We start from the raw sequence: 18,400 nt of genomic DNA on the forward strand, positions 1-18,400 counted from the left end.
TTATGAAGCACGAATTCCTCGCCCATGCGACGCGAGAGGAGGCCGCAGACTTTGCGGCACGTATGGCGAGTGGCGTGCTCGCGGCGGCTATCGAGGATTCGGGCAAAGCAAGCTTCATGGTGTCTGGCGGATCAAGCCCCGCGCCCGTCTTCAATCGCCTGTCAAAAACTGATCTGGCTTGGGATCGGGTGACGGTCGGACTCGTTGACGAAAGGTGGGTTGGGCCGGAACATGCCGGCTCCAATGAAGCGTTGGTGAGGCAAAATCTACTTACAGGCAAAGCTGGTGCGGCTGGCTTCCTCCCTATGAAGACGTCGGCAGAAACTGCCGGCGAGGCGGTCGCGGATCGCGTGCTCGCATATCAGCCTCATTGCGATCCGATTGACCTCATTCTTCTCGGAATGGGCTCTGACGGTCATACGGCGAGCTGGTTTCCCAATTCGCGCGGCCTCAAGGCTGCCATGCATGCGGGTGAGGGCGCGACTGTGGCAGCTATTGACGCCACCGGCTGCGAGATCGCCGGGCAATATGCCGATCGCATGACGCTGACGGGGCCAGCGATCATCGATTCCGATGCCGCTATCTTGCTCATATTTGGAGAGGACAAGCGCGAGGTGCTAGATTTAGCCCTCAAGGCGTCGCCGGAAGACATGCCAGTCAGGTATGCCATTGATGGACTCGGACCGCGTCTCACAATCATATGGGCCCCATAATGCCAGACATGAACCCGACAATCGCTGAAGTTACGGAACGCATCAGGCTTCGTTCGAAGGACACACGCGCAGCCTATCTCGAGATGATCCGGTCGCGGCGACCGACGAACTTCGCTCGTTTGAAGATGACAGAGGGCAATCTCGCACACGCCTCTGCGGGCTGCGCGGTGATGGAGAAGGCCGAACTGCTGGGCGCGGGGTGGCCAAATATCGGCATCATCACGGCGTATAATGACATGCTCTCGGCTCATGCGCCGTTCGAGCATTATCCGGACATCATCCGTAAAGCTGCCCGCGAGGCTGGCGCCGTGGCGCAAGTCGCCGGCGGTGTGCCGGCGATGTGCGATGGTGTTACGCAAGGCCAGGAAGGCATGGAGCTGTCGCTGTTTTCGCGCGACGTGATTGCCATGTCGTCCGCGATTGGTCTCAGCCATGACGTTTTCGACGCCGCTTTGCATCTCGGTGTTTGCGACAAGATTGTCCCTGGGCTCGTGATCGCGGCCCTGCGCTTCGGCTGGATACCGTCCGTCTTTGTGCCGGCAGGCCCGATGCCATCCGGCCTGCCAAACCCAGAAAAAGTGCGCATCCGCCAACTGTTTGCAGAAGGTAAGGTTGGCCGCGACGAACTGCTCAAAGCCGAAGCCGAGAGCTACCACACCCAAGGCACCTGCACCTTCTATGGTACGGCCAATTCGAACCAGATGCTGATGGAAGTCATGGGTCTGCATCTGCCGGGGGCTGCTTTCACCAATCCAGGCACGCCATTGCGCGAGGCGTTGACGCGCGCGGCGACACAGCGGGCTGCGGCTATTACAGCGCAGGGCGATGATTACCGACCTGCTGGTGAACTGGTGGATGAGCGCTCGGTCGTGAATGGCATTGTCGGGCTGATGGCAACCGGCGGCTCCACCAATCACGCACTGCACATTCCGGCCATGGCCGCAGCTGCAGGCATTCAAGTCACGCTCGAAGATTTTGCCGACATAAGCGCGGTAACGCCGTTGCTTGCGCGCATTTATCCGAATGGTCCGTCCGACGTGAACCATTTCCACGCGGCGGGCGGCATGAGCTTCCTGATGCGCGAACTGCTTGGTGCCGGGTTGATGCATGGGGATTGTGAGGGCGTTGCCGGACCCATGTCGGGGTATTGCCGAGAGCCCTTCCTTGATGATGGCAAATTGGTGTGGCGCGATGCGCCGAACGAGAGCGCTGACCTTGAGATATTGCGCCCGGCCAGTGATCCATTTTCGAAAGATGGCGGATTGCGCCTGATGAGCGGCCAGCTTGGCAGGGGGGTGAGCAAGGTCTCAGCCGTGAAGCCTGCCAACCGCGTTCTTGAGGCGCCAGCGATTGTCTTTGATTCCCAGGCCGCGCTGAAAGCGGCCTTCGAGGCGGGCAAGCTCGATCGTGACTTCGTTGCGGTGGTTCGCTTTCAGGGGCCTGCAGCCAATGGCATGCCGGAACTACATGGCCTGACACCTGTGCTCGGCATTCTTCAGGACAGGGGTTTCAAGGTCGCGCTTGTAACTGATGGGCGAATGTCAGGGGCCAGCGGCAAGATCCCGTCGGCAATCCATATGAGCCCGGAAGCCGCACGCGGCGGTCCGCTCGCGAAAGTACGCGATGGCGACATGATCGCTTACGACTCGGAGAAGGGCAGTCTCGACATCAACGTGGATAGCGCCACATTTGATGCGCGCGAACCGGCGCAATTCCGCCCCAACGAGTCGTCGATGGGGCTTGGCCGGGAAATGTTCTCCTATTTCCGCCAGTTTGCTGGAACGGCCGATGCAGGCGCCAGCCAGTTCGCCTTTCTGGGCGAGGAGCGCTGAGTGACGGGACATGAACTTCTGGTCGGCGATGTCGGTGGCACCAATGTTCGATTCGCGATGGCGCGCCGTGTGGATGGGCGCTTTAAGATCGAATCCTTCGAAAAACTCAAAGGCGATGATTTCGGCTCTTTCGATGACGCGCTGGCGAGCTACTTGGATAACACTGGCCTGAAGCCGAGCATGGCGTGTTTCGCCATGGCAGGACCTGTGAGCAAGGGTGAGGTCGTTCTGACCAATCGCGGCTGGCAGGTCTCAGCCGGCCGGATCAGCCGGGCTTTTGATATCGGCAGCGTCCATCTCATCAATGATTTCGCTGCAATGGCGCGCGCTGTGCCGGAACACGGTCCCGAAGACTTTGAAACCATCATTGAGGGCACGCCGGTCGATAATGCGCCAATGCTCGTGGCAGGGCCCGGAACGGGTTTTGGCGTTGCCACTTTGCTGCGCAATCGGACCGGTGGTTGGTACGTGCTGAACGGGGAAGGGGGGCATATTGCCTTTTCACCGAGGGATGCGACGGAGATCGAGCTCACACGCGTCCTGCTGAAGCGCTATGGCTATGTGTCGAATGAGCTTGTCGCCTCGGGCAGCGGACTTGAAGCCGTGCACGAAGCTTTCTGCGAAATCTATGGTCGCGCGTATGAGGACGTCAGCCCGCAGGAAATGCGCCGGCTGGCTGATGACGGCGATGAAATGTTTCTGAAGCTCATCAAGGTGCGCGCCAACACTGTTATGAGTGCAGTCGGTGATCTGGTGCTGGCGAATGGAGCTCTCGGGGGTGTCGTTGTGGCAGGCGGTGTCAGCGAGCGTATTGCTGACTTCCTCAAGACACCCGAAGCATGCGAAAGGTTTGTTGAGCGCGGTCCGCTCAGCAAATACCTGAGCACATGCCCCGTTAAGCTGATGCACGACCCGGAAGCGCCCCTGATCGGCGCAGCTGCCTATCATGAACAGGAGACACTAAAGACATGACCTTCCCGCTGAAGTCACTTGTCGAGGCTGCGAGCAAAGCGCCTGTTGTGCCCGTTCTGGTTGTTGATCGTATCGAGATGGCTGCACCGCTGGCGCGTGCACTGGTCGATGGCGGCCTGACCATTGCTGAAGTGACGCTCAGGACTCCATCGGGGCTGGCCGTGATCGAAGAAATGAAATCTGCTGAGCCGGGTCTCAAGGTCGGCGCGGGCACGGTGTTGACGGAAGCCGATGTCGACAACGCCCTCTCGGCCGGATCTGACTTCCTAGTATCACCGGGGATGTCCCCGAAATTGCTGGCGGGACTGGGCAATCGGCGGCGACTGATGATCCCGGGCGTTGCGACGGCCAGCGAGGCGATGAGCCGACATGAAGACGGGTTTGACCTGCTGAAGCTGTTTCCGGCCACAATCGCAGGCGGTGTTGGGGCCTTGAAGGCCATTGCCGGCCCGCTGCCCCATCTGCGCTTCATGCCGACGGGGGGAATTACCGAGGCAGATGCTGGAAAATACCTCGCGCTGCCCAATGTTGTCGCCGTGGGCGGCTCCTGGATCGCCACCGGTGCGGATATTGCTGCTGAGGACTGGAAGGGAATCAGCGCCAAGGCGCGCAAGGCGCTTGCGGCGATCTGACGAAAAACATGCGATTCCCGGCTCTCGGGAAGTCGTTCGCGCAATAGGCGCCTGAGCGCCGCGCACAATAAATGGTTTCAGGCTCTATGTCGTGCCTGCGCGTGACGCACCGCCGCAGCTGATGACCCGTGAATTCAGGGCTTTAACAGTATAGAGTCTCCGCTGGAGATATAATGTGGCTGTCTGTTGCGCGATGGGCAAAACCGTCCTAATCCGGCGCCAGACAAGGTCAGGAGAAACTGCACATGACCGAGATTGAACGGCTCGCGCTGGATTATCTTCCGGTGATCATATTCCTGGTGATTGGCGCCGCTATTTCGGGGCTTTTTATCGTGGGAACAACGCTTCTGGCGCCCTCGAACCCAGATCCTGAGAAGAACTCGGCCTATGAGTGCGGTTTCAGCGCATTCGACGATGCGCGGATGAAATTCGACGTGCGATTCTATCTCGTCGCCATCCTGTTCATCATTTTCGACCTTGAGGTCGCATTCCTGTTCCCGTGGGCCATCACGCTTGGGACAATCGGTCTTGTCGGCTTCTGGTCAATGGTCGTTTTCCTCGGCGTGTTGACGATCGGGTTCATCTACGAATGGCGCCGTGGCGCGCTGGAGTGGGAATAATGGCTGACGACGGTTTCAAGAAATACGCGCTCGGCGCGGCACGTTCGGGCGTCGAGGGCGGCTTTGTTCCTCGCGCCGACGACCCGTTCTATAACGGCCTTTCGGACGAACTGGCCGACAAAGGCTATTTCACTGCCGCTGCAGACGACCTGATCGCCTGGGCGCGCACCGGCTCGTTGATGTGGATGACCTTCGGCCTCGCCTGCTGCGCTGTTGAAATGATGCACGCCGGCAACCCGCGCTACGATCTCGAGCGCTTCGGCATGGCGCCGCGTGGGTCACCACGCCAGTCCGATGTGATGATCGTCGCCGGCACGCTGACCAACAAGATGGCCCCGGCCCTGCGCAAGGTTTACGATCAGATGCCAGAGCCGCGCTATGTCATCTCCATGGGCAGCTGCGCCAATGGTGGCGGCTACTATCACTATTCTTATTCCGTTGTTCGCGGCTGTGACCGGATTGTGCCTGTGGACATCTACGTCCCGGGCTGTCCGCCGACCGCAGAGGCGCTGGTCTATGGCTTCCTGCAATTGCAGAAGAAAATCCGCCGCGAAGGCTCGATCGAGCGCTAGGGGAAAAGCATGAGTATCGAAGCACTGAAAGATCTCGCTGCCCATATCGAGGCAACGCACAGTGATTCTGTGCGGGCGTCCCAGATCGTCGTTGGCGAGCTGACCTTGCTAGCCGAGCGCGACCATATCATATCCTTGCTGCGTTTCCTGCGCGACGACCAGCAGTGCAACTTCGAGACGCTGATTGACATTTGCGGTGTAGACTACCCCGAGCGGTCCGACCGTTTTGAGGTCGTCTACCACCTACTGTCGATGCGCATGAACCACCGTATTCGCGTGCGCATCCGCACGGATGAAGAAACGCCTGTACCAAGCGCGACCGTTCTCTGGCCAGCCGCCAACTGGTTCGAGCGGGAAGCCTTCGACATGTACGGCATCCAGTTTTCTGACCACCCCGACCTGCGCCGAATTCTTACGGACTACGGTTTCGAAGGTTATCCGCTGCGCAAGGATTTCCCGCTGACCGGCAATTACGAAGTTCGCTATGACGATCTCGAAAAGCGGGTTGTCTACGAGCCTGTGAAGCTGACCCAGGAATACCGCAACTTCGATTTCCTCTCGCCGTGGGAAGGCATGACCAGCCAGATCCCGGGCGATGAGAAAGCCGTCTCCGAAGAGGCATCCGAATAATGGCTGACACGATCCACACCTCAATCGAAGACGAGCGCAAGTTCACGCTGAACTTCGGTCCGCAACACCCGGCCGCTCACGGCGTGCTCCGCATGATCATGGACCTCGATGGCGAGGTCGTGACGCGTATTGACAGCCATATCGGCCTGCTTCACCGCGGCACTGAGAAGCTACTTGAGTACAAGACCTACTTGCAGGGCATGCCTTACTTTGATCGGCTCGACTATTGCTCACCGATGAACCAGGAACACGCCTGGTGTCTGGCAATCGAGAAGCTTCTGGGTGTTGAGGTTCCGCGCCGCGCCAGCCTCATCCGCGTGATGTACTCGGAAATTGGCCGCATCATGTCGCACCTTCTCAACATTGGCACAGGTGTGATGGACGTTGGTGCGCTGACGCCAATCACATGGTGCTTTGAAGAGCGTGAAAAACTATGCGTCTTCTATGAGCGCGCTTCCGGCAGCCGCATGCACGCCGCCTATTTCCGTCCCGGTGGAGTCCATCAGGATCTGCCTCAGGCGCTGATTGATGATATCGCGTCGTGGTGCGAGTTTTTCCCCACAGCGATGGATCGTGTGGAGTCCCTCGTCACAGAGAACCGCATCTTCAAGCAGCGCAATGTCGATATCGGTGTTGTCGACATTAAGACCATCATGGAGTGGGGCTTTTCCGGCGTCATGGTGCGCGGTTCGGGCCTCACCTGGGACCTTCGGCGTTCGCAACCCTATGAGTGCTACGACGAGCTCGACTTCAAGATTCCGGTCGGCAAGAACGGCGACAACTATGATCGCTATGTTTGCCGCATGGAAGAAATGAAGGAATCGACCAAGATCATCCAGCAGTGCATTGAGCTTCTGGCCAAGGAAGGTCCCGGACCGGTCCTGCCACGGGACTCCAAGCTCTCACCTCCCCGACGTGGTGAAATGAAGAACTCGATGGAAGCGCTGATCCATCACTTCAAACTCTACACCGAAGGTTTCCACGTTCCTGAAGGCGAATGTTACGCTGCTGTCGAAGCGCCAAAGGGTGAATTTGGCGTCTATCTCGTCTCGGACGGCACCAACAAGCCGTATCGCGCCAAGATTCGTGCACCGGGCTATCCGCACTTGCAGGCGATGGATCACCTTTCGAAGGGGCATATGCTGGCAGACGTCTCGGCCATTCTCGGTACGCTCGATATCGTGTTCGGGGAGATTGACCGTTGAGCGCATCAACCGATCTCGTACAGCGCCAACTTGATGCCTACAATGCGCAGGATATTGAGGCCTTTATGGCGTTCTATACCGAGGACGCTGAACTGGCGGGCTTCAACGGCTCCGTGAACCAGGCAGGGCATGCAGCCATTCGTGCCCGTCACCTTGAGCTGTTTGCAGAGTTTCCGGAGAACCGCGCCGACGTGGTCAACGAAATCGACCTTGGATCCATCGTCATGGTGCATGAGCGGGTTGCGCGCACACCGGGCGGTGACAGTTTTGAAGTCGCGGCCATCTATACACTCCGCGACGGCAAGATCTCCCGCGTCGACTTCGCGCGAGGCGGCTGAGCCATGGGCGCGTTTCCGGAACAGCGTGTATCGATCATCACCATCGGGGTCAGCGACCTCGCTGGCATGATCCATTTTTACACGGACGTTCTGGGTTTCGAGGACCGGGGCGTAAAGGGCGAGATCGCATTCTGTAATGCTGGCGGAATGGTGCTTGGCCTTTGGGACAGGGCGAAGCTCGCCGATGACGCCGGAATGGCGGCAGGTAGCGGCGAAGGATTCAAAGGCTTTGCGCTGGCATTCAATGCGCGGTCTGCCGATGAGGTTGACGAGATTTTCGGTAGGCTGGAGCGCGCAGGCGCGCGCATTTCCAAGCCACCGCACAAGACATACTGGGGCGGATATTCCGGCTACTTTGCAGACCCTGAAGGGAATGCCTGGGAAGTCGCGCACAATCCGTTCTGGCCAATTGACGAAGCAGGACACGTTACTGTCCCGCTTGCGAAGGAGCAGTAGATGGCATTGCGCCGGTTCGACATCGAGGCAGGCGGCGACAGCTTCGCCTTCAAGCCTGAAACAGAAGACAAGATCGCCTTCTGGCGTGCCAAGTATCCGGCGGACCGCCAGCGCTCGGCTGTCATCCCGCTGCTTTGGCTGGCCCAGAAAGACAATAACGGATGGCTATCCGAGCCGGCGATGCGTGAAGTCGCTGACCGTCTTGAGATGCCGTATATCCGCGTCTACGAAGTCGCGACGTTCTACACGATGTTCCGCATGCAGCCGGTGGGCAAGTTCCACATCCAGCTTTGTGGCACGACACCCTGCATGCTGCGCGGTTCTGAATCGCTACGCGAAGTGTGCAAGAAGGAAATCGGCCCTGCGATGTACGTCACCGACGACAAGCGCCTCTCTTGGGAAGAAGTCGAATGTCTTGGTGCTTGCGTGAACGCTCCCATGGCGCAGATCAATGACGACTATTTCGAAGACCTGACCGCTGACAGCTTCAGCAAGATTCTTTCCAAGCTCAAGAACGGCGCCGACGTACAGCCAGGCCCGCAGATCGACCGTATCAATAGCGGTCCTGAGGGCGGCACGACCGTGCTGACCGAACCGCACCTCTTTGATGGCTCGCGTAACGAGGTTTCGGTGCTTCCGAACCTACCGGCTGCTGAACCTGCAGCGGATGCCGAAGGTTCCAAGGCGTTGCCGAAAGAGGATGCGCCGACCAATACGAAACGTGAAACTCCAGAGGCCAAGCCGGGTACGAAAACGACCCTGCTGCCCAAGAAGGGTGATGAGGACTAGGACATGTTGCTCGACAAGGACCGCATCTTCACCAATCTCTACGGGCTCCATTCACCGAGCCTTGAGGCCGCTAAAAAGCGCGGTGCATGGCACCTCACGCGCGAAATGCTCGCGATGGGGCCAGACTGGATATGTGATCAGATCAAGGCCAGCGGCCTGCGCGGTCGTGGTGGCGCTGGCTTCCCGACGGGACTGAAGTGGACTTTCATGCCGAAGGAAGTGCGCGAGCGGCCGCACTATCTCGTCGTGAACGGTGACGAGTCCGAGCCGGGCACGTGTAAGGACCGCGAGATCATGCGGCACGACCCGCATCTTTTCATCGAAGGCTGCATGGTCGCGAGCCGCGCGATGCGCGCGCACAAATGCTATGTCTATCTGCGTGGTGAATACATTGCCGAACGCCATGCCATGGAACTTGCGATCAAGGAGGCCTACGAGGCCAAGCTGATCGGCCAGGACAATGACAATGGCTGGGACTTTGATATCTACGTCCACCACGGCGCCGGCGCCTATATCTGCGGCGAAGAAACCGCGCTGCTCGAAAGCCTTGAAGGCAAGAAGGGTCAGCCACGCATGAAGCCGCCATTCCCGGCCAATGCCGGGCTCTATGGCTGCCCGACGACCGTGAACAATGTGGAATCCATCGCCGTTGCGCCGACCATCCTGCGCCGTGGCGCCGAATGGTTCGCAGGCTTTGGTCGTCCGAATAACTCCGGCACGAAACTCTTCTGCATCTCCGGCCACGTGAACAAGCCGTGCAACGTGGAAGAGGAGATGTCGATCACGTTCCGCGACCTGATCGAAACGCATTGCGGCGGCATTCGTGGCGGATGGGACAATCTGAAGGCGGTCATCCCGGGCGGTTCGTCCGTGCCGATGGTGCCTGCCGAGCAGATCATGGACGCCTACATGGACTTTGACACGCTGCGCGACCTTAAGTCGGGGCTTGGCACAGCGGCCGTCATTGTGATGGACAAGGACACCGACCTGATAAAGGCGATCGCGCGCCTCGCATATTTCTACAAGCACGAATCCTGCGGCCAGTGCACGCCATGCCGTGAAGGCACCGGCTGGATGTGGCGTGTGATGGAACGCATGGTCAAAGGCGAAGCCGAGCACGACGAAATCGACACGCTGCTCGACGTGACCAAGCAAGTCGAAGGCCACACGATCTGTGCGCTTGGCGACGCAGCCGCCTGGCCAATCCAGGGTCTGATCCGCCATTTCCGGCCTGAAATTGAAGACCGCATCAACCAGTATCGTCTGCCTCGCGCCATGGTGCAGGGCGCAGTCATCGCGGCGGAGTAAGAAGACATGTCCGACACGTTCAAACTGAATATCGATGGCCAGGACATTGAGGTCCCCAAGCACTACACGCTGATGCAGGCGTGTGAGGAAGCCGGCGCCGAGATTCCGCGCTTCTGCTATCACGAGCGCCTGTCGGTTGCCGGTAATTGCCGCATGTGCCTCGTCGAATGGGAAGGCGCGCCGAAGCCGATCGCCTCCTGCGCTCAGACGGTGGGCGACATGCGCCCGAACCGCGACGGCTCCGCGCCGAACGTGCGCACCAAGGGCGACTATGTCCAGAAAGCCCGCAATGGCGTGATGGAATTCCTGCTGATCAACCACCCGCTCGATTGCCCGATCTGCGACCAGGGTGGCGAGTGCGACTTGCAGGACCAGGCCATGGCCTATGGCCGGGGTGGCAGCCGCTATGAAGAGAACAAGCGCGCCGTCGACGACAAGAACATGGGCCCGCTGGTCAAGACGATCATGACCCGCTGCATCCAGTGCACGCGCTGCGTCCGCTTTGTGGCTGAAGTTGCGGGCGTGGAAGAGATCGGCATGATCTCGCGCGGCGAGAATGCCGAAATCACGACCTACCTTGAAAAGTCGCTGACATCTGAACTGTCGGGCAACGTGATCGACCTCTGCCCGGTTGGTGCTCTGACCTCGAAGCCTTACGCCTTTAACGCTCGCCCATGGGAGCTGCGCAAGACCTCGTCCATCGACGTCATGGATGCGATGGGCGCTGCGATCCGCGTCGATGCCAAGGGCGACGGCGTGATGCGGATCCTGCCGGAAACCAATGAGGAAGTGAACGAAGAGTGGATCTCCGACAAATCCCGCTTTGTCTGGGACGGCCTGGCTCGCCAGCGCCTCGACACACCTTATGTCCGCGTGAACGGCAGGCTGGTTCAGGCAACCTGGGGTGAAGCTTTCGAGGCCGCCAAGGCTGCACTGGCAGCGCCCACCGACAAGATTGGCGTCGTTGCAGGCGACCTCATCGAAGTCGAACAAGCCAAGGCCGCGCTTGACCTGTTCCGCGCCATGGGTGTCCAGAACACAGACTGCCGCCCCGCTGGCGCCGTTTACGGCACCGACGGCGTGCGTGAGCGCTACATCCTCAACCCGACGCTTATGGGCGTTGAAGAGGCCGATGCGCTACTCCTGATCGGCACCAATCCGCGTGTTGAGGCAGCCGTCTGGAACGCCCGCATCCGCAAGTCCTGGCTCTGGGGCGACCTGAAGGTTGGCGTGATTGGCGAAGCTGTCGATCTGACCTATGATTATGACCATCTCGGCGCCGGTGGCGACGCGCTCGCGAATGTCGCAAGCAGCGATTTCTTCAAAGTGCTGAAAGATGCCAAGCGTCCCATGGTCGTCGTCGGCGAGGGCGCCCTTTGCCGTGCAGACGGCCAGGCCGTGCTGGATGCGGCGCTGAAGCTTGCTCAAGATGTTGGCGCAGTGGCGGATGACTGGGCCGGGTTCGGTGTCCTGCATAATGCGGCTGGCCGTGTTGGCGCGCTGGATGTCGGTTTTGTGCCGGGTGAAGGTGGGAAGCCAACAGCCGAGGTTCTCGGCGGCGGCATGGAGACCGTTGTCCTGCTCGGCGCTGACGAAGTCGACCTGTCAGGTATTGGCAGTGCGAAAGTTATCTATGTCGGCTCCCATGGCGACGCTGGCGCCGCGCGCGCTGACATCATCCTGCCTTGCGCCACCTATACCGAAATGGATGCCACTTACGCCAATACCGAAGGCCGCATTCAGATGACGACCCGCGCTGTCCAACCGAAAGGCGAGGCGCGCGAAGGCTGGGCAATCTTCCGCGCGCTGTCGCAAGTCGTTGGCAAAACGCTGCCTTATGACACCGCTGCCGCACTACGCGCCAGCTTGCGTGGGTCGGAAGGCGAAAACACGGTCTTCTCCGGACTGGGATTCGCGCCGGGAGCCAGTGGCGCGTCAGCACTCCAGGCTTCTGGTTCGGGCTCGGCGGGGACTATCTCCGCAGACACCTTCAAAGCGCCCATCGAGGATTTTTACCTGACAAACCCGATCGCAAGAGCGTCGAAGACCATGGCGGAGTGTTCATCGCTCAGCACGGCTCTGGACACTCCGGTAGCAGCGGAGTAGGGCGGCGGCATGAGCAATCTCATCGAGTCTTTCGGCGATTTCACGGGCTTCTGGATGGTGCTTGGCCAGATTGCCTTGTTCACGCTTGTCCTGCTGATTTCCATCGCATTCCTGCTCCTGCTCGATCGCAAGATCTGGGCTGGCGTGATGATGCGCAAAGGCCCGAACGTGGTCGGGCCGTTTGGTCTGTTCCAGTCATTCGCGGACTTCGGAAAGTTCCTGCTGAAGGAAATCGTCATTCCAGCGGGCGCCAATAAGACCGTGTTCATTCTCGCGCCGATCCTGACCTGTACGCTGTCATTCGTGGCATGGGCTGCAATCCCCGTCGCGCCGGGTACGACATCCGGCACAAGCTGGGTTGTCTCGAACCTCAACGTGGGTGTGCTTTACCTCTTCGCCATCAGCTCGCTGGGTGTCTACGGCATCATCATGGGCGGCTGGGCCTCGAACTCGAAGTATCCGTTCCTCGGGGCGCTGCGCTCGGCTGCGCAAATGGTCTCTTATGAAGTGTCCATCGGCTTCATTATCGTAACGGTGATCTTGCTGACCGGGTCCATGAACCTGAGCGCAATTGTCGAGAACCAGTCTGGCGGCTTCTGGAACTGGCACATCTTCAGTTTTCAGTACTTCCCGATGATTTTCGTCATGTTCCCGATGTTCGTGATGTTCTTCATCTCGGCGCTGGCTGAGACAAACCGCCCACCGTTCGACCTTCCGGAGGCGGAATCAGAACTCGTGGCTGGCTATCAGGTCGAGTATGGCTCCACGCCGTACCTCCTATTCATGCTGGGCGAGTATCTGAATATCGTCCTCATGTGCGCCATGATGACCATCATGTTCCTCGGCGGCTGGCACGGCCCGTTCGATCTTGGCGAGGTGGTGAAAGACTGGCCACCGCTGCTGCTCAGTCTGTCCGGCCTGTTCTGGTTCATGCTGAAGATTCTCTTCTTCTTCTTCATGTTCGCCATGGTGAAGGCCATCGTGCCCCGCTATCGCTATGACCAGCTGATGCGTCTCGGCTGGAAGATCTTTCTCCCCACATCGCTTGCAGCCGTCCTCATCGTTGCAGGCTATGTTGTTTATACCGGAGTGCAGGCATGAGCATCGCACAGACCATCCGCGGCGCGCTATTGACCGACTTCCTTGGCGCATTCTGGACCGCCCTTGGGGAGATGTTCCGTCGCAAGGCGACCGTGAACTATCCCTTCGAGAAGAACCCGCTCAGCCCACGCTTTCGGGGTGAGCATGCGCTGCGCCGCTATCCAAGTGGCGAAGAGCGCTGCATCGCGTGTAAGCTGTGTGAAGCCGTGTGCCCGGCGCAGGCTATCACGATCGAGGCCGAACCACGGGCGGACGGCGCGCGCCGCACGACGCGCTACGACATCGACATGGTGAAATGCATCTATTGCGGTTTCTGTCAGGAAGCCTGCCCGGTGGATGCCATCGTCGAAGGGCCAAACTTTGAGTTTGCGACGGAAACGCGCGAAGAGCTGTTTTACGACAAGGATCGCCTGCTAGCGAATGGCGACCGTTGGGAACGACTGATCGCGAAAAACCTGGAGCTGGACGCGCCTTATCGATAGGGGCGCGCCTGTAGAATGACTGAACCGGAGCGGCAGGGCAGAGGCCTCGCTGTTTCACCAAATAGGGGCTTTGAGGGCTTTGGCAGTTTACGCTTTCTGGATTTTGGCCACGATCGTGGTCTTGTCCGCCGTGATGGTGATCGCGGCGCGCAACCCCGTGCACTCGGTTCTCTTCCTGATCCTCGCCTTCTTCACGTCGGCGGGGCTGCTCGTGCTGATCGGCGCTGAATTCCTCGCGATGCTGCTCGTCGTTGTCTATGTCGGCGCGGTCGCGGTACTCTTCCTGTTTGTCGTCATGATGCTCGACGTGGATTTCGTCGAGCTGAAGCAGGGCTTTCTGAGCTATCTGCCTTTTGGCCTGCTGGTCGGCGCAGTCTTCCTCGCGGAAATCGTGATGGCGTCGTTTGCTGGGCTCGAAAACCATGTCGGCACCTTCGATGCTTCGCCGGGCGCAGAAACGAATGCCGAGGCCATCGGTCAGGTCATGTATACGCAGTATATGCTGCTGTTCCAGCTCGCGGGAATCGTGCTTCTCGTCTCCATGATCGGCGCCATCGTGCTGACGCTTCGTCATCGTCCCGGGGTGAAACGTCAAAGCATCGCTCACCAGACAGCACGGCGCCGTTCTGACGCCTTCGAATTGAAAGACCCGAGCTCCGGGCAGGGGATCTGATATCATGGACCTTGGACTTTCCCATTATCTCGCCGTATCGGCGGCCCTGTTCACGATCGGTGTCGTCGGCATCTTCGTGAACCGGAAGAACATCATCGTCATTCTCATGGCGATCGAACTGATCCTTCTGTCGGTGAACATCAACATGATCGCCTTCTCGGTGTTCAATGGTGACATCACCGGGCAGATCTTCGCCATGCTTGTCCTGACCGTCGCCGCCGCTGAAGCGGCCGTCGGTCTCGCCATCCTCGTCGTGTATTTCCGCAATCGCGGCGATATCGCGGTCGAGAATGTTGACCTGATGAAAGGGTAACGGACACATGCTGCCGGACTTCCTCATCCTTTTCATCGTCCTCGCGCCCGGTATCGTAGCGCTCTCGGGTCTTGTTCATAAGCAGATTGGCGATGCGCCGGTGATGATCCTGACGACAGGTACGGTCCTGCTCGCGGGCGCCCTGTCGCTTTACCAGCTGTTTGCCTATGCCGCCGGAATTCATGGCGCTGAAGGTCATGCCGAGGAAGTCGGTCATGCGGTTGAGGCTGTTGCCACGAATGGGGCACATGTCATCACCCTGATGCCGTGGATAGACGTCGGCGCGTTCCACGCAAACTGGGCGATCCGTATCGACACGCTGTCCATCGTGATGATGGCCGTTATCACAGGCGTCTCCGGCCTCGTGCACCTCTATTCCTGGGGCTATATGAGCGAAGACCCGCACCGCTCGCGCTTCTTTGCCTACCTGTCGCTGTTTACCTTCGCGATGTTGTCGCTCGTCGTGGCTGACAATTTCATCCAACTCTTCTTTGGCTGGGAAGGCGTGGGCCTCGCGTCCTACCTGCTGATCGGATTCTGGTACACGAAGAAGGCGCCGAACGATGCGTCCATCAAGGCCTTCGTGACCAACCGCGTTGGCGACTTCGGTCTGGCGCTTGGCATCATGGCCGTGTTCTTCGTCTTCGGCTCGGTCGAGTTCGAGCCGGTCCTGACCGCGATCCGCGAGAATGCGATCGTGACGCCACTCGCCTTTGCCAGCGCGGCGCCAGCCCAAGAGCTCGCGATCGACTTCCTGGGACAGCACGTCTACGCGCTTGAACTGATCGGCGTGCTTCTCTTCATCGGTGCGATGGGCAAGTCGGCCCAGTTCTTCCTGCACGTCTGGCTGCCGGACGCCATGGAAGGCCCAACGCCGGTTTCCGCACTGATCCACGCCGCGACCATGGTGACGGCAGGCGTCTACCTCGTCTGCCTCATGTCACCGCTCTATGAGCACACGCTTTATGCCGCCGGCATGATCACGATCATCGGCGCAGTGACCTGTCTCTACGCCGCAACGGTCGGCATGGCGCAGAACGACATTAAGCGCGTCATCGCCTATTCGACCTGTTCGCAGCTCGGCTACATGTTCTTCGCGGCAGGCGTCGGCGCCTATGAGGCCGCCATGTTCCATCTCTTTACGCACGCCTTCTTCAAGGCGCTCCTGTTCCTCGGTGCCGGCTCGGTCATCCACGGTATGCACCACGAGCAGGACATGCGCCGCATGGGCGGTCTCGCGAAATACATGCCGCTGACCTATGCGGCGATGATGATCGGTACGATTGCCATTATCGGCCTCGGCATTCCGCATACGCTGATCGGCTTCTCCGGTTTCTTCTCGAAGGATGCCATTCTGGAGAGCGCCTTCGCGGCGGGCGAACATCATGTCATGTTCGGCCAAGTGGCTTTCTGGTTCGGTATCATCGCGGCCATGCTGACCAGCTTCTATTCTTGGCGCCTCATCTACATGACGTTTCACGGCCCGATGGCCTCGGCGGAACACCATGATGATCACGCGGATCACGCGCATGCTGCTGCAGATGATCACGGTCATGACCATGCGCATGCACACGATGATCACGCCCATGAGCCGCACGAGAGCCCGGCCATCATGCTGGTGCCGCTCGCGCTACTCAGCCTGGGTGCCATGTTTGCAGGCTTCTACTTCCACGATTGGTTTGTCGGGGATGCCGAGAGCGCGTTCTGGGGCAGCTCGATCTATTCGGCTGTCGACAACCATGTCCTGCATGACCGCCATGATGTGCCTGAGTGGGTGATCCTGGCCCCGCTGGTGGTGACCGTCATCGGTTTCCTGATCGCCACGTTCACCTATTTCTTCAATCGCGGCTTCGGCAAACGTATCGCCGACAGTGGTGGTCCGCTGCATGCCCTGTTTGCGAACAAGTGGTATTTTGACGAGATCTACAACGCGACGCTGATCAAGGGCTCGGCCATGCTGGGCAACCTGTTCTGGAAGGCCGACAAGAAAGTCATCGACCGTCTTGGACCCGATGGCGTCACATCCCTTACCCGCTGGAGTGCGCGCCGCCTGTCGGCCATGCACACCGGCTACCTGTATCATTACGCCTTCGTGATCATCGGTGCGGCGCTCGTCTTTGGCGCTGTGATGTGGTTGCGGGCTGGAGGAGCTAACTAATGGGCGGGTTCCCCATCCTTTCAGCAGTCGTTTTCCTGCCACTGATTGGCGCGCTCATCATCATGGGCGTCCGCACGGCCACGGCCGGCAGCTTCAGCAAGGAGGAGGCCGGTAAAGACAACCGCGCAGCCCTGCTTGCCGGCATGATCATCTCCGGTGCGACCTTCATTGCTTCGGTAGCAGCGTTCCTGACATTCGATTCAAACGCAGCCGGCTACCAGCTGGTCGAGCACTATGCCTGGTATGGCGCCGTGACCTACAAGGTCGGTGTCGACGGCCTCTCGATGCCGCTGATTCTGCTGACGACATTCCTCACGCCGATCTGCCTGCTGGCGAGCTGGAACTCGATTCATACGCGGGTCACCGAATACGTGGTCGCCTTCCTTGTGCTCGAAACATTCATGCTCGGCGTTTTCGCGGCGCTGGACATCGTTCTCTTCTACATCTTCTTCGAGGCTGGCCTGATCCCGATGTTCCTGATCATCGGTATCTGGGGCGGCAAGGAGAAGATATACGCGGCCTTCAAGTTCTTCCTCTACACGCTGCTTGGCTCGCTATTGATGCTGGTTGCCGTCGTTTACATGTTCCAGGCGGCTGGCTCGTCGGACATTGAAGTTCTGGAGAAATTCGCCTTCCCGCCACACGTGCAGACATGGCTCTGGCTGGCGTTTGCGGCATCCTTTGCGGTGAAACTCCCTATGTGGCCGGTGCATACTTGGCTCCCTGATGCGCACGTTCAGGCACCAACGGCCGGCTCTGTTATCCTGGCAGGCGTGCTGCTGAAAATGGGCGGCTACGGCTTCCTGCGATTCTCGTTGCCGATGTTCCCGGATGCGAGCCACCTGTTCCAGCCGGCGATGTTCGCACTGGCCGTTATTGCGATCGTCTACACGTCGCTTGTCGCGTGGCGCCAGACCGACATGAAGAAGCTGATCGCGTACTCATCTGTTGCGCACATGGGCTTTGTCACCCTCGGCATCTTCTCGTTCAACGAGGTCGGTGTTCAGGGTGCCATCTTCCAGATGCTCAGCCACGGCCTGATCTCCGGCGCGCTCTTCCTGATCGTCGGAGTGGTTTACGACCGCATGCACACACGCGAGATCGCTGCCTATGGCGGCCTCGTCAATCGCATGCCGGTTTACGCAACCCTGTTCATGCTCTTCACGATGGCAAACGTGGGCCTGCCGGGCACCAGCGGCTTCATCGGTGAAATCCTGACCATGGTTGGCGGTTTCCAGGCGTCGACCTGGGCGGCTGCCGGAGCAGCCCTCGGCGTGATCTTCTCGGCTGTCTATATGCTGACGCTCTACCGTCGCACCGTGTTCGGCGAGATCACCAATCCGAAACTCGAAGGCATCCGCGACATGAGCATGATCGAACTGGTCTGCATCGTGCCGCTGGCCTTGCTTACCTTGCTGTTTGGCGTGGCGCCGAACCTGATTTTCCACATTACTGAAGGGGCGACCAACCGCATTCTGTCCCTGATGGTCGGAGGCTGAC

General features: G+C 59.4%; 19 protein-coding genes. All 19 read left to right on the plus strand.

The genetic code is table 11. From position 1 onward, the window contains the following. Window positions 1-2 precede the first annotated feature (2 nt). Window positions 3-713: a 6-phosphogluconolactonase gene (gene pgl, locus V7651_RS12610; protein WP_035539937.1), complete on the plus strand. Its 711-nt coding sequence runs from the start codon at window positions 3-5 to the stop codon at window positions 711-713. Next, on the plus strand, window positions 713-2,545 hold the full coding sequence (gene edd, locus V7651_RS12615) for a phosphogluconate dehydratase (RefSeq protein WP_051624938.1): 1,833 nt from the start codon (window positions 713-715) through the stop codon (window positions 2,543-2,545). Before pgl ends, edd begins: the two co-directional genes overlap by 1 nt. Continuing rightward, window positions 2,546-3,517, plus strand: a complete 972-nt coding sequence (locus tag V7651_RS12620; protein WP_035539942.1) for a glucokinase — start codon at window positions 2,546-2,548, stop codon at window positions 3,515-3,517. Continuing rightward, a complete protein-coding gene (locus V7651_RS12625; protein WP_035539943.1) occupies window positions 3,514-4,149 on the plus strand; it encodes a bifunctional 4-hydroxy-2-oxoglutarate aldolase/2-dehydro-3-deoxy-phosphogluconate aldolase in 636 nt (211 codons plus the stop codon). The genes V7651_RS12620 and V7651_RS12625 overlap by 4 nt, the downstream gene beginning before the upstream one ends. 245 nt (window positions 4,150-4,394) lie before the next feature. Continuing rightward, window positions 4,395-4,769 carry an NADH-quinone oxidoreductase subunit A gene (locus tag V7651_RS12630; protein WP_035539945.1) on the plus strand — a complete coding sequence of 125 codons (375 nt, stop codon included), beginning with the start codon at window positions 4,395-4,397 and terminating at the stop codon, window positions 4,767-4,769. Beyond that, entirely contained in the window at window positions 4,739-5,341 is a 603-nt protein-coding gene (locus tag V7651_RS12635; protein ID WP_162174863.1) for a NuoB/complex I 20 kDa subunit family protein, read from the plus strand. Before V7651_RS12630 ends, V7651_RS12635 begins: the two co-directional genes overlap by 31 nt. 9 nt (window positions 5,342-5,350) lie before the next feature. Next, a complete protein-coding gene (locus V7651_RS12640) occupies window positions 5,351-5,971 on the plus strand; it encodes an NADH-quinone oxidoreductase subunit C (RefSeq protein ID WP_035539947.1) in 621 nt (206 codons plus the stop codon). Next, on the plus strand, window positions 5,971-7,176 hold the full coding sequence (locus V7651_RS12645) for an NADH-quinone oxidoreductase subunit D (RefSeq protein ID WP_035539950.1): 1,206 nt from the start codon (window positions 5,971-5,973) through the stop codon (window positions 7,174-7,176). The genes V7651_RS12640 and V7651_RS12645 overlap by 1 nt, the downstream gene beginning before the upstream one ends. Beyond that, entirely contained in the window at window positions 7,173-7,514 is a 342-nt protein-coding gene (locus tag V7651_RS12650) for a nuclear transport factor 2 family protein (RefSeq protein ID WP_035539952.1), read from the plus strand. The genes V7651_RS12645 and V7651_RS12650 overlap by 4 nt, the downstream gene beginning before the upstream one ends. Before the next feature lie 3 nt (window positions 7,515-7,517). Next, window positions 7,518-7,970, plus strand: a complete 453-nt coding sequence (locus tag V7651_RS12655) for a VOC family protein (protein ID WP_035539954.1) — start codon at window positions 7,518-7,520, stop codon at window positions 7,968-7,970. After that, the gene (nuoE, locus tag V7651_RS12660) at window positions 7,971-8,759 is read left to right on the plus strand and encodes an NADH-quinone oxidoreductase subunit NuoE (protein WP_335613403.1); all 789 of its coding nucleotides are present in this window, start codon (window positions 7,971-7,973) and stop codon (window positions 8,757-8,759) included. A 3-nt stretch (window positions 8,760-8,762) separates the two neighbouring features. Beyond that, on the plus strand, window positions 8,763-10,067 hold the full coding sequence (nuoF, locus tag V7651_RS12665; protein ID WP_335591832.1) for an NADH-quinone oxidoreductase subunit NuoF: 1,305 nt from the start codon (window positions 8,763-8,765) through the stop codon (window positions 10,065-10,067). Between the two features lie 6 nt (window positions 10,068-10,073). Continuing rightward, on the plus strand, window positions 10,074-12,173 hold the full coding sequence (gene nuoG, locus V7651_RS12670; protein WP_335613404.1) for an NADH-quinone oxidoreductase subunit NuoG: 2,100 nt from the start codon (window positions 10,074-10,076) through the stop codon (window positions 12,171-12,173). A gap of 9 nt (window positions 12,174-12,182) precedes the next feature. Beyond that, window positions 12,183-13,274 (plus strand): NADH-quinone oxidoreductase subunit NuoH, encoded by a 1,092-nt coding sequence (gene nuoH, locus V7651_RS12675; RefSeq protein WP_335613405.1) that lies wholly within the window; start codon window positions 12,183-12,185, stop codon window positions 13,272-13,274. Continuing rightward, a complete protein-coding gene (nuoI, locus tag V7651_RS12680; protein WP_035539961.1) occupies window positions 13,271-13,756 on the plus strand; it encodes an NADH-quinone oxidoreductase subunit NuoI in 486 nt (161 codons plus the stop codon). The genes nuoH and nuoI overlap by 4 nt, the downstream gene beginning before the upstream one ends. Window positions 13,757-13,889: 133 nt before the next feature. Further along, window positions 13,890-14,429: an NADH-quinone oxidoreductase subunit J gene (locus V7651_RS12685; protein ID WP_418887185.1), complete on the plus strand. Its 540-nt coding sequence runs from the start codon at window positions 13,890-13,892 to the stop codon at window positions 14,427-14,429. A 4-nt stretch (window positions 14,430-14,433) separates the two neighbouring features. After that, on the plus strand, window positions 14,434-14,742 hold the full coding sequence (gene nuoK / locus V7651_RS12690) for an NADH-quinone oxidoreductase subunit NuoK (RefSeq protein WP_035539963.1): 309 nt from the start codon (window positions 14,434-14,436) through the stop codon (window positions 14,740-14,742). A 7-nt stretch (window positions 14,743-14,749) separates the two neighbouring features. Further along, window positions 14,750-16,900, plus strand: a complete 2,151-nt coding sequence (gene nuoL, locus V7651_RS12695; RefSeq protein ID WP_335613406.1) for an NADH-quinone oxidoreductase subunit L — start codon at window positions 14,750-14,752, stop codon at window positions 16,898-16,900. Continuing rightward, complete coding sequence (locus V7651_RS12700; protein WP_035539965.1) at window positions 16,900-18,399, plus strand: NADH-quinone oxidoreductase subunit M; 1,500 nt, start codon at window positions 16,900-16,902, stop codon at window positions 18,397-18,399. Before nuoL ends, V7651_RS12700 begins: the two co-directional genes overlap by 1 nt. Window position 18,400 lies beyond the last annotated feature (1 nt).

This window comes from Hyphomonas oceanitis (genome assembly GCF_036964545.1).
Lineage (GTDB): Bacteria > Pseudomonadota > Alphaproteobacteria > Caulobacterales > Hyphomonadaceae > Hyphomonas > Hyphomonas oceanitis.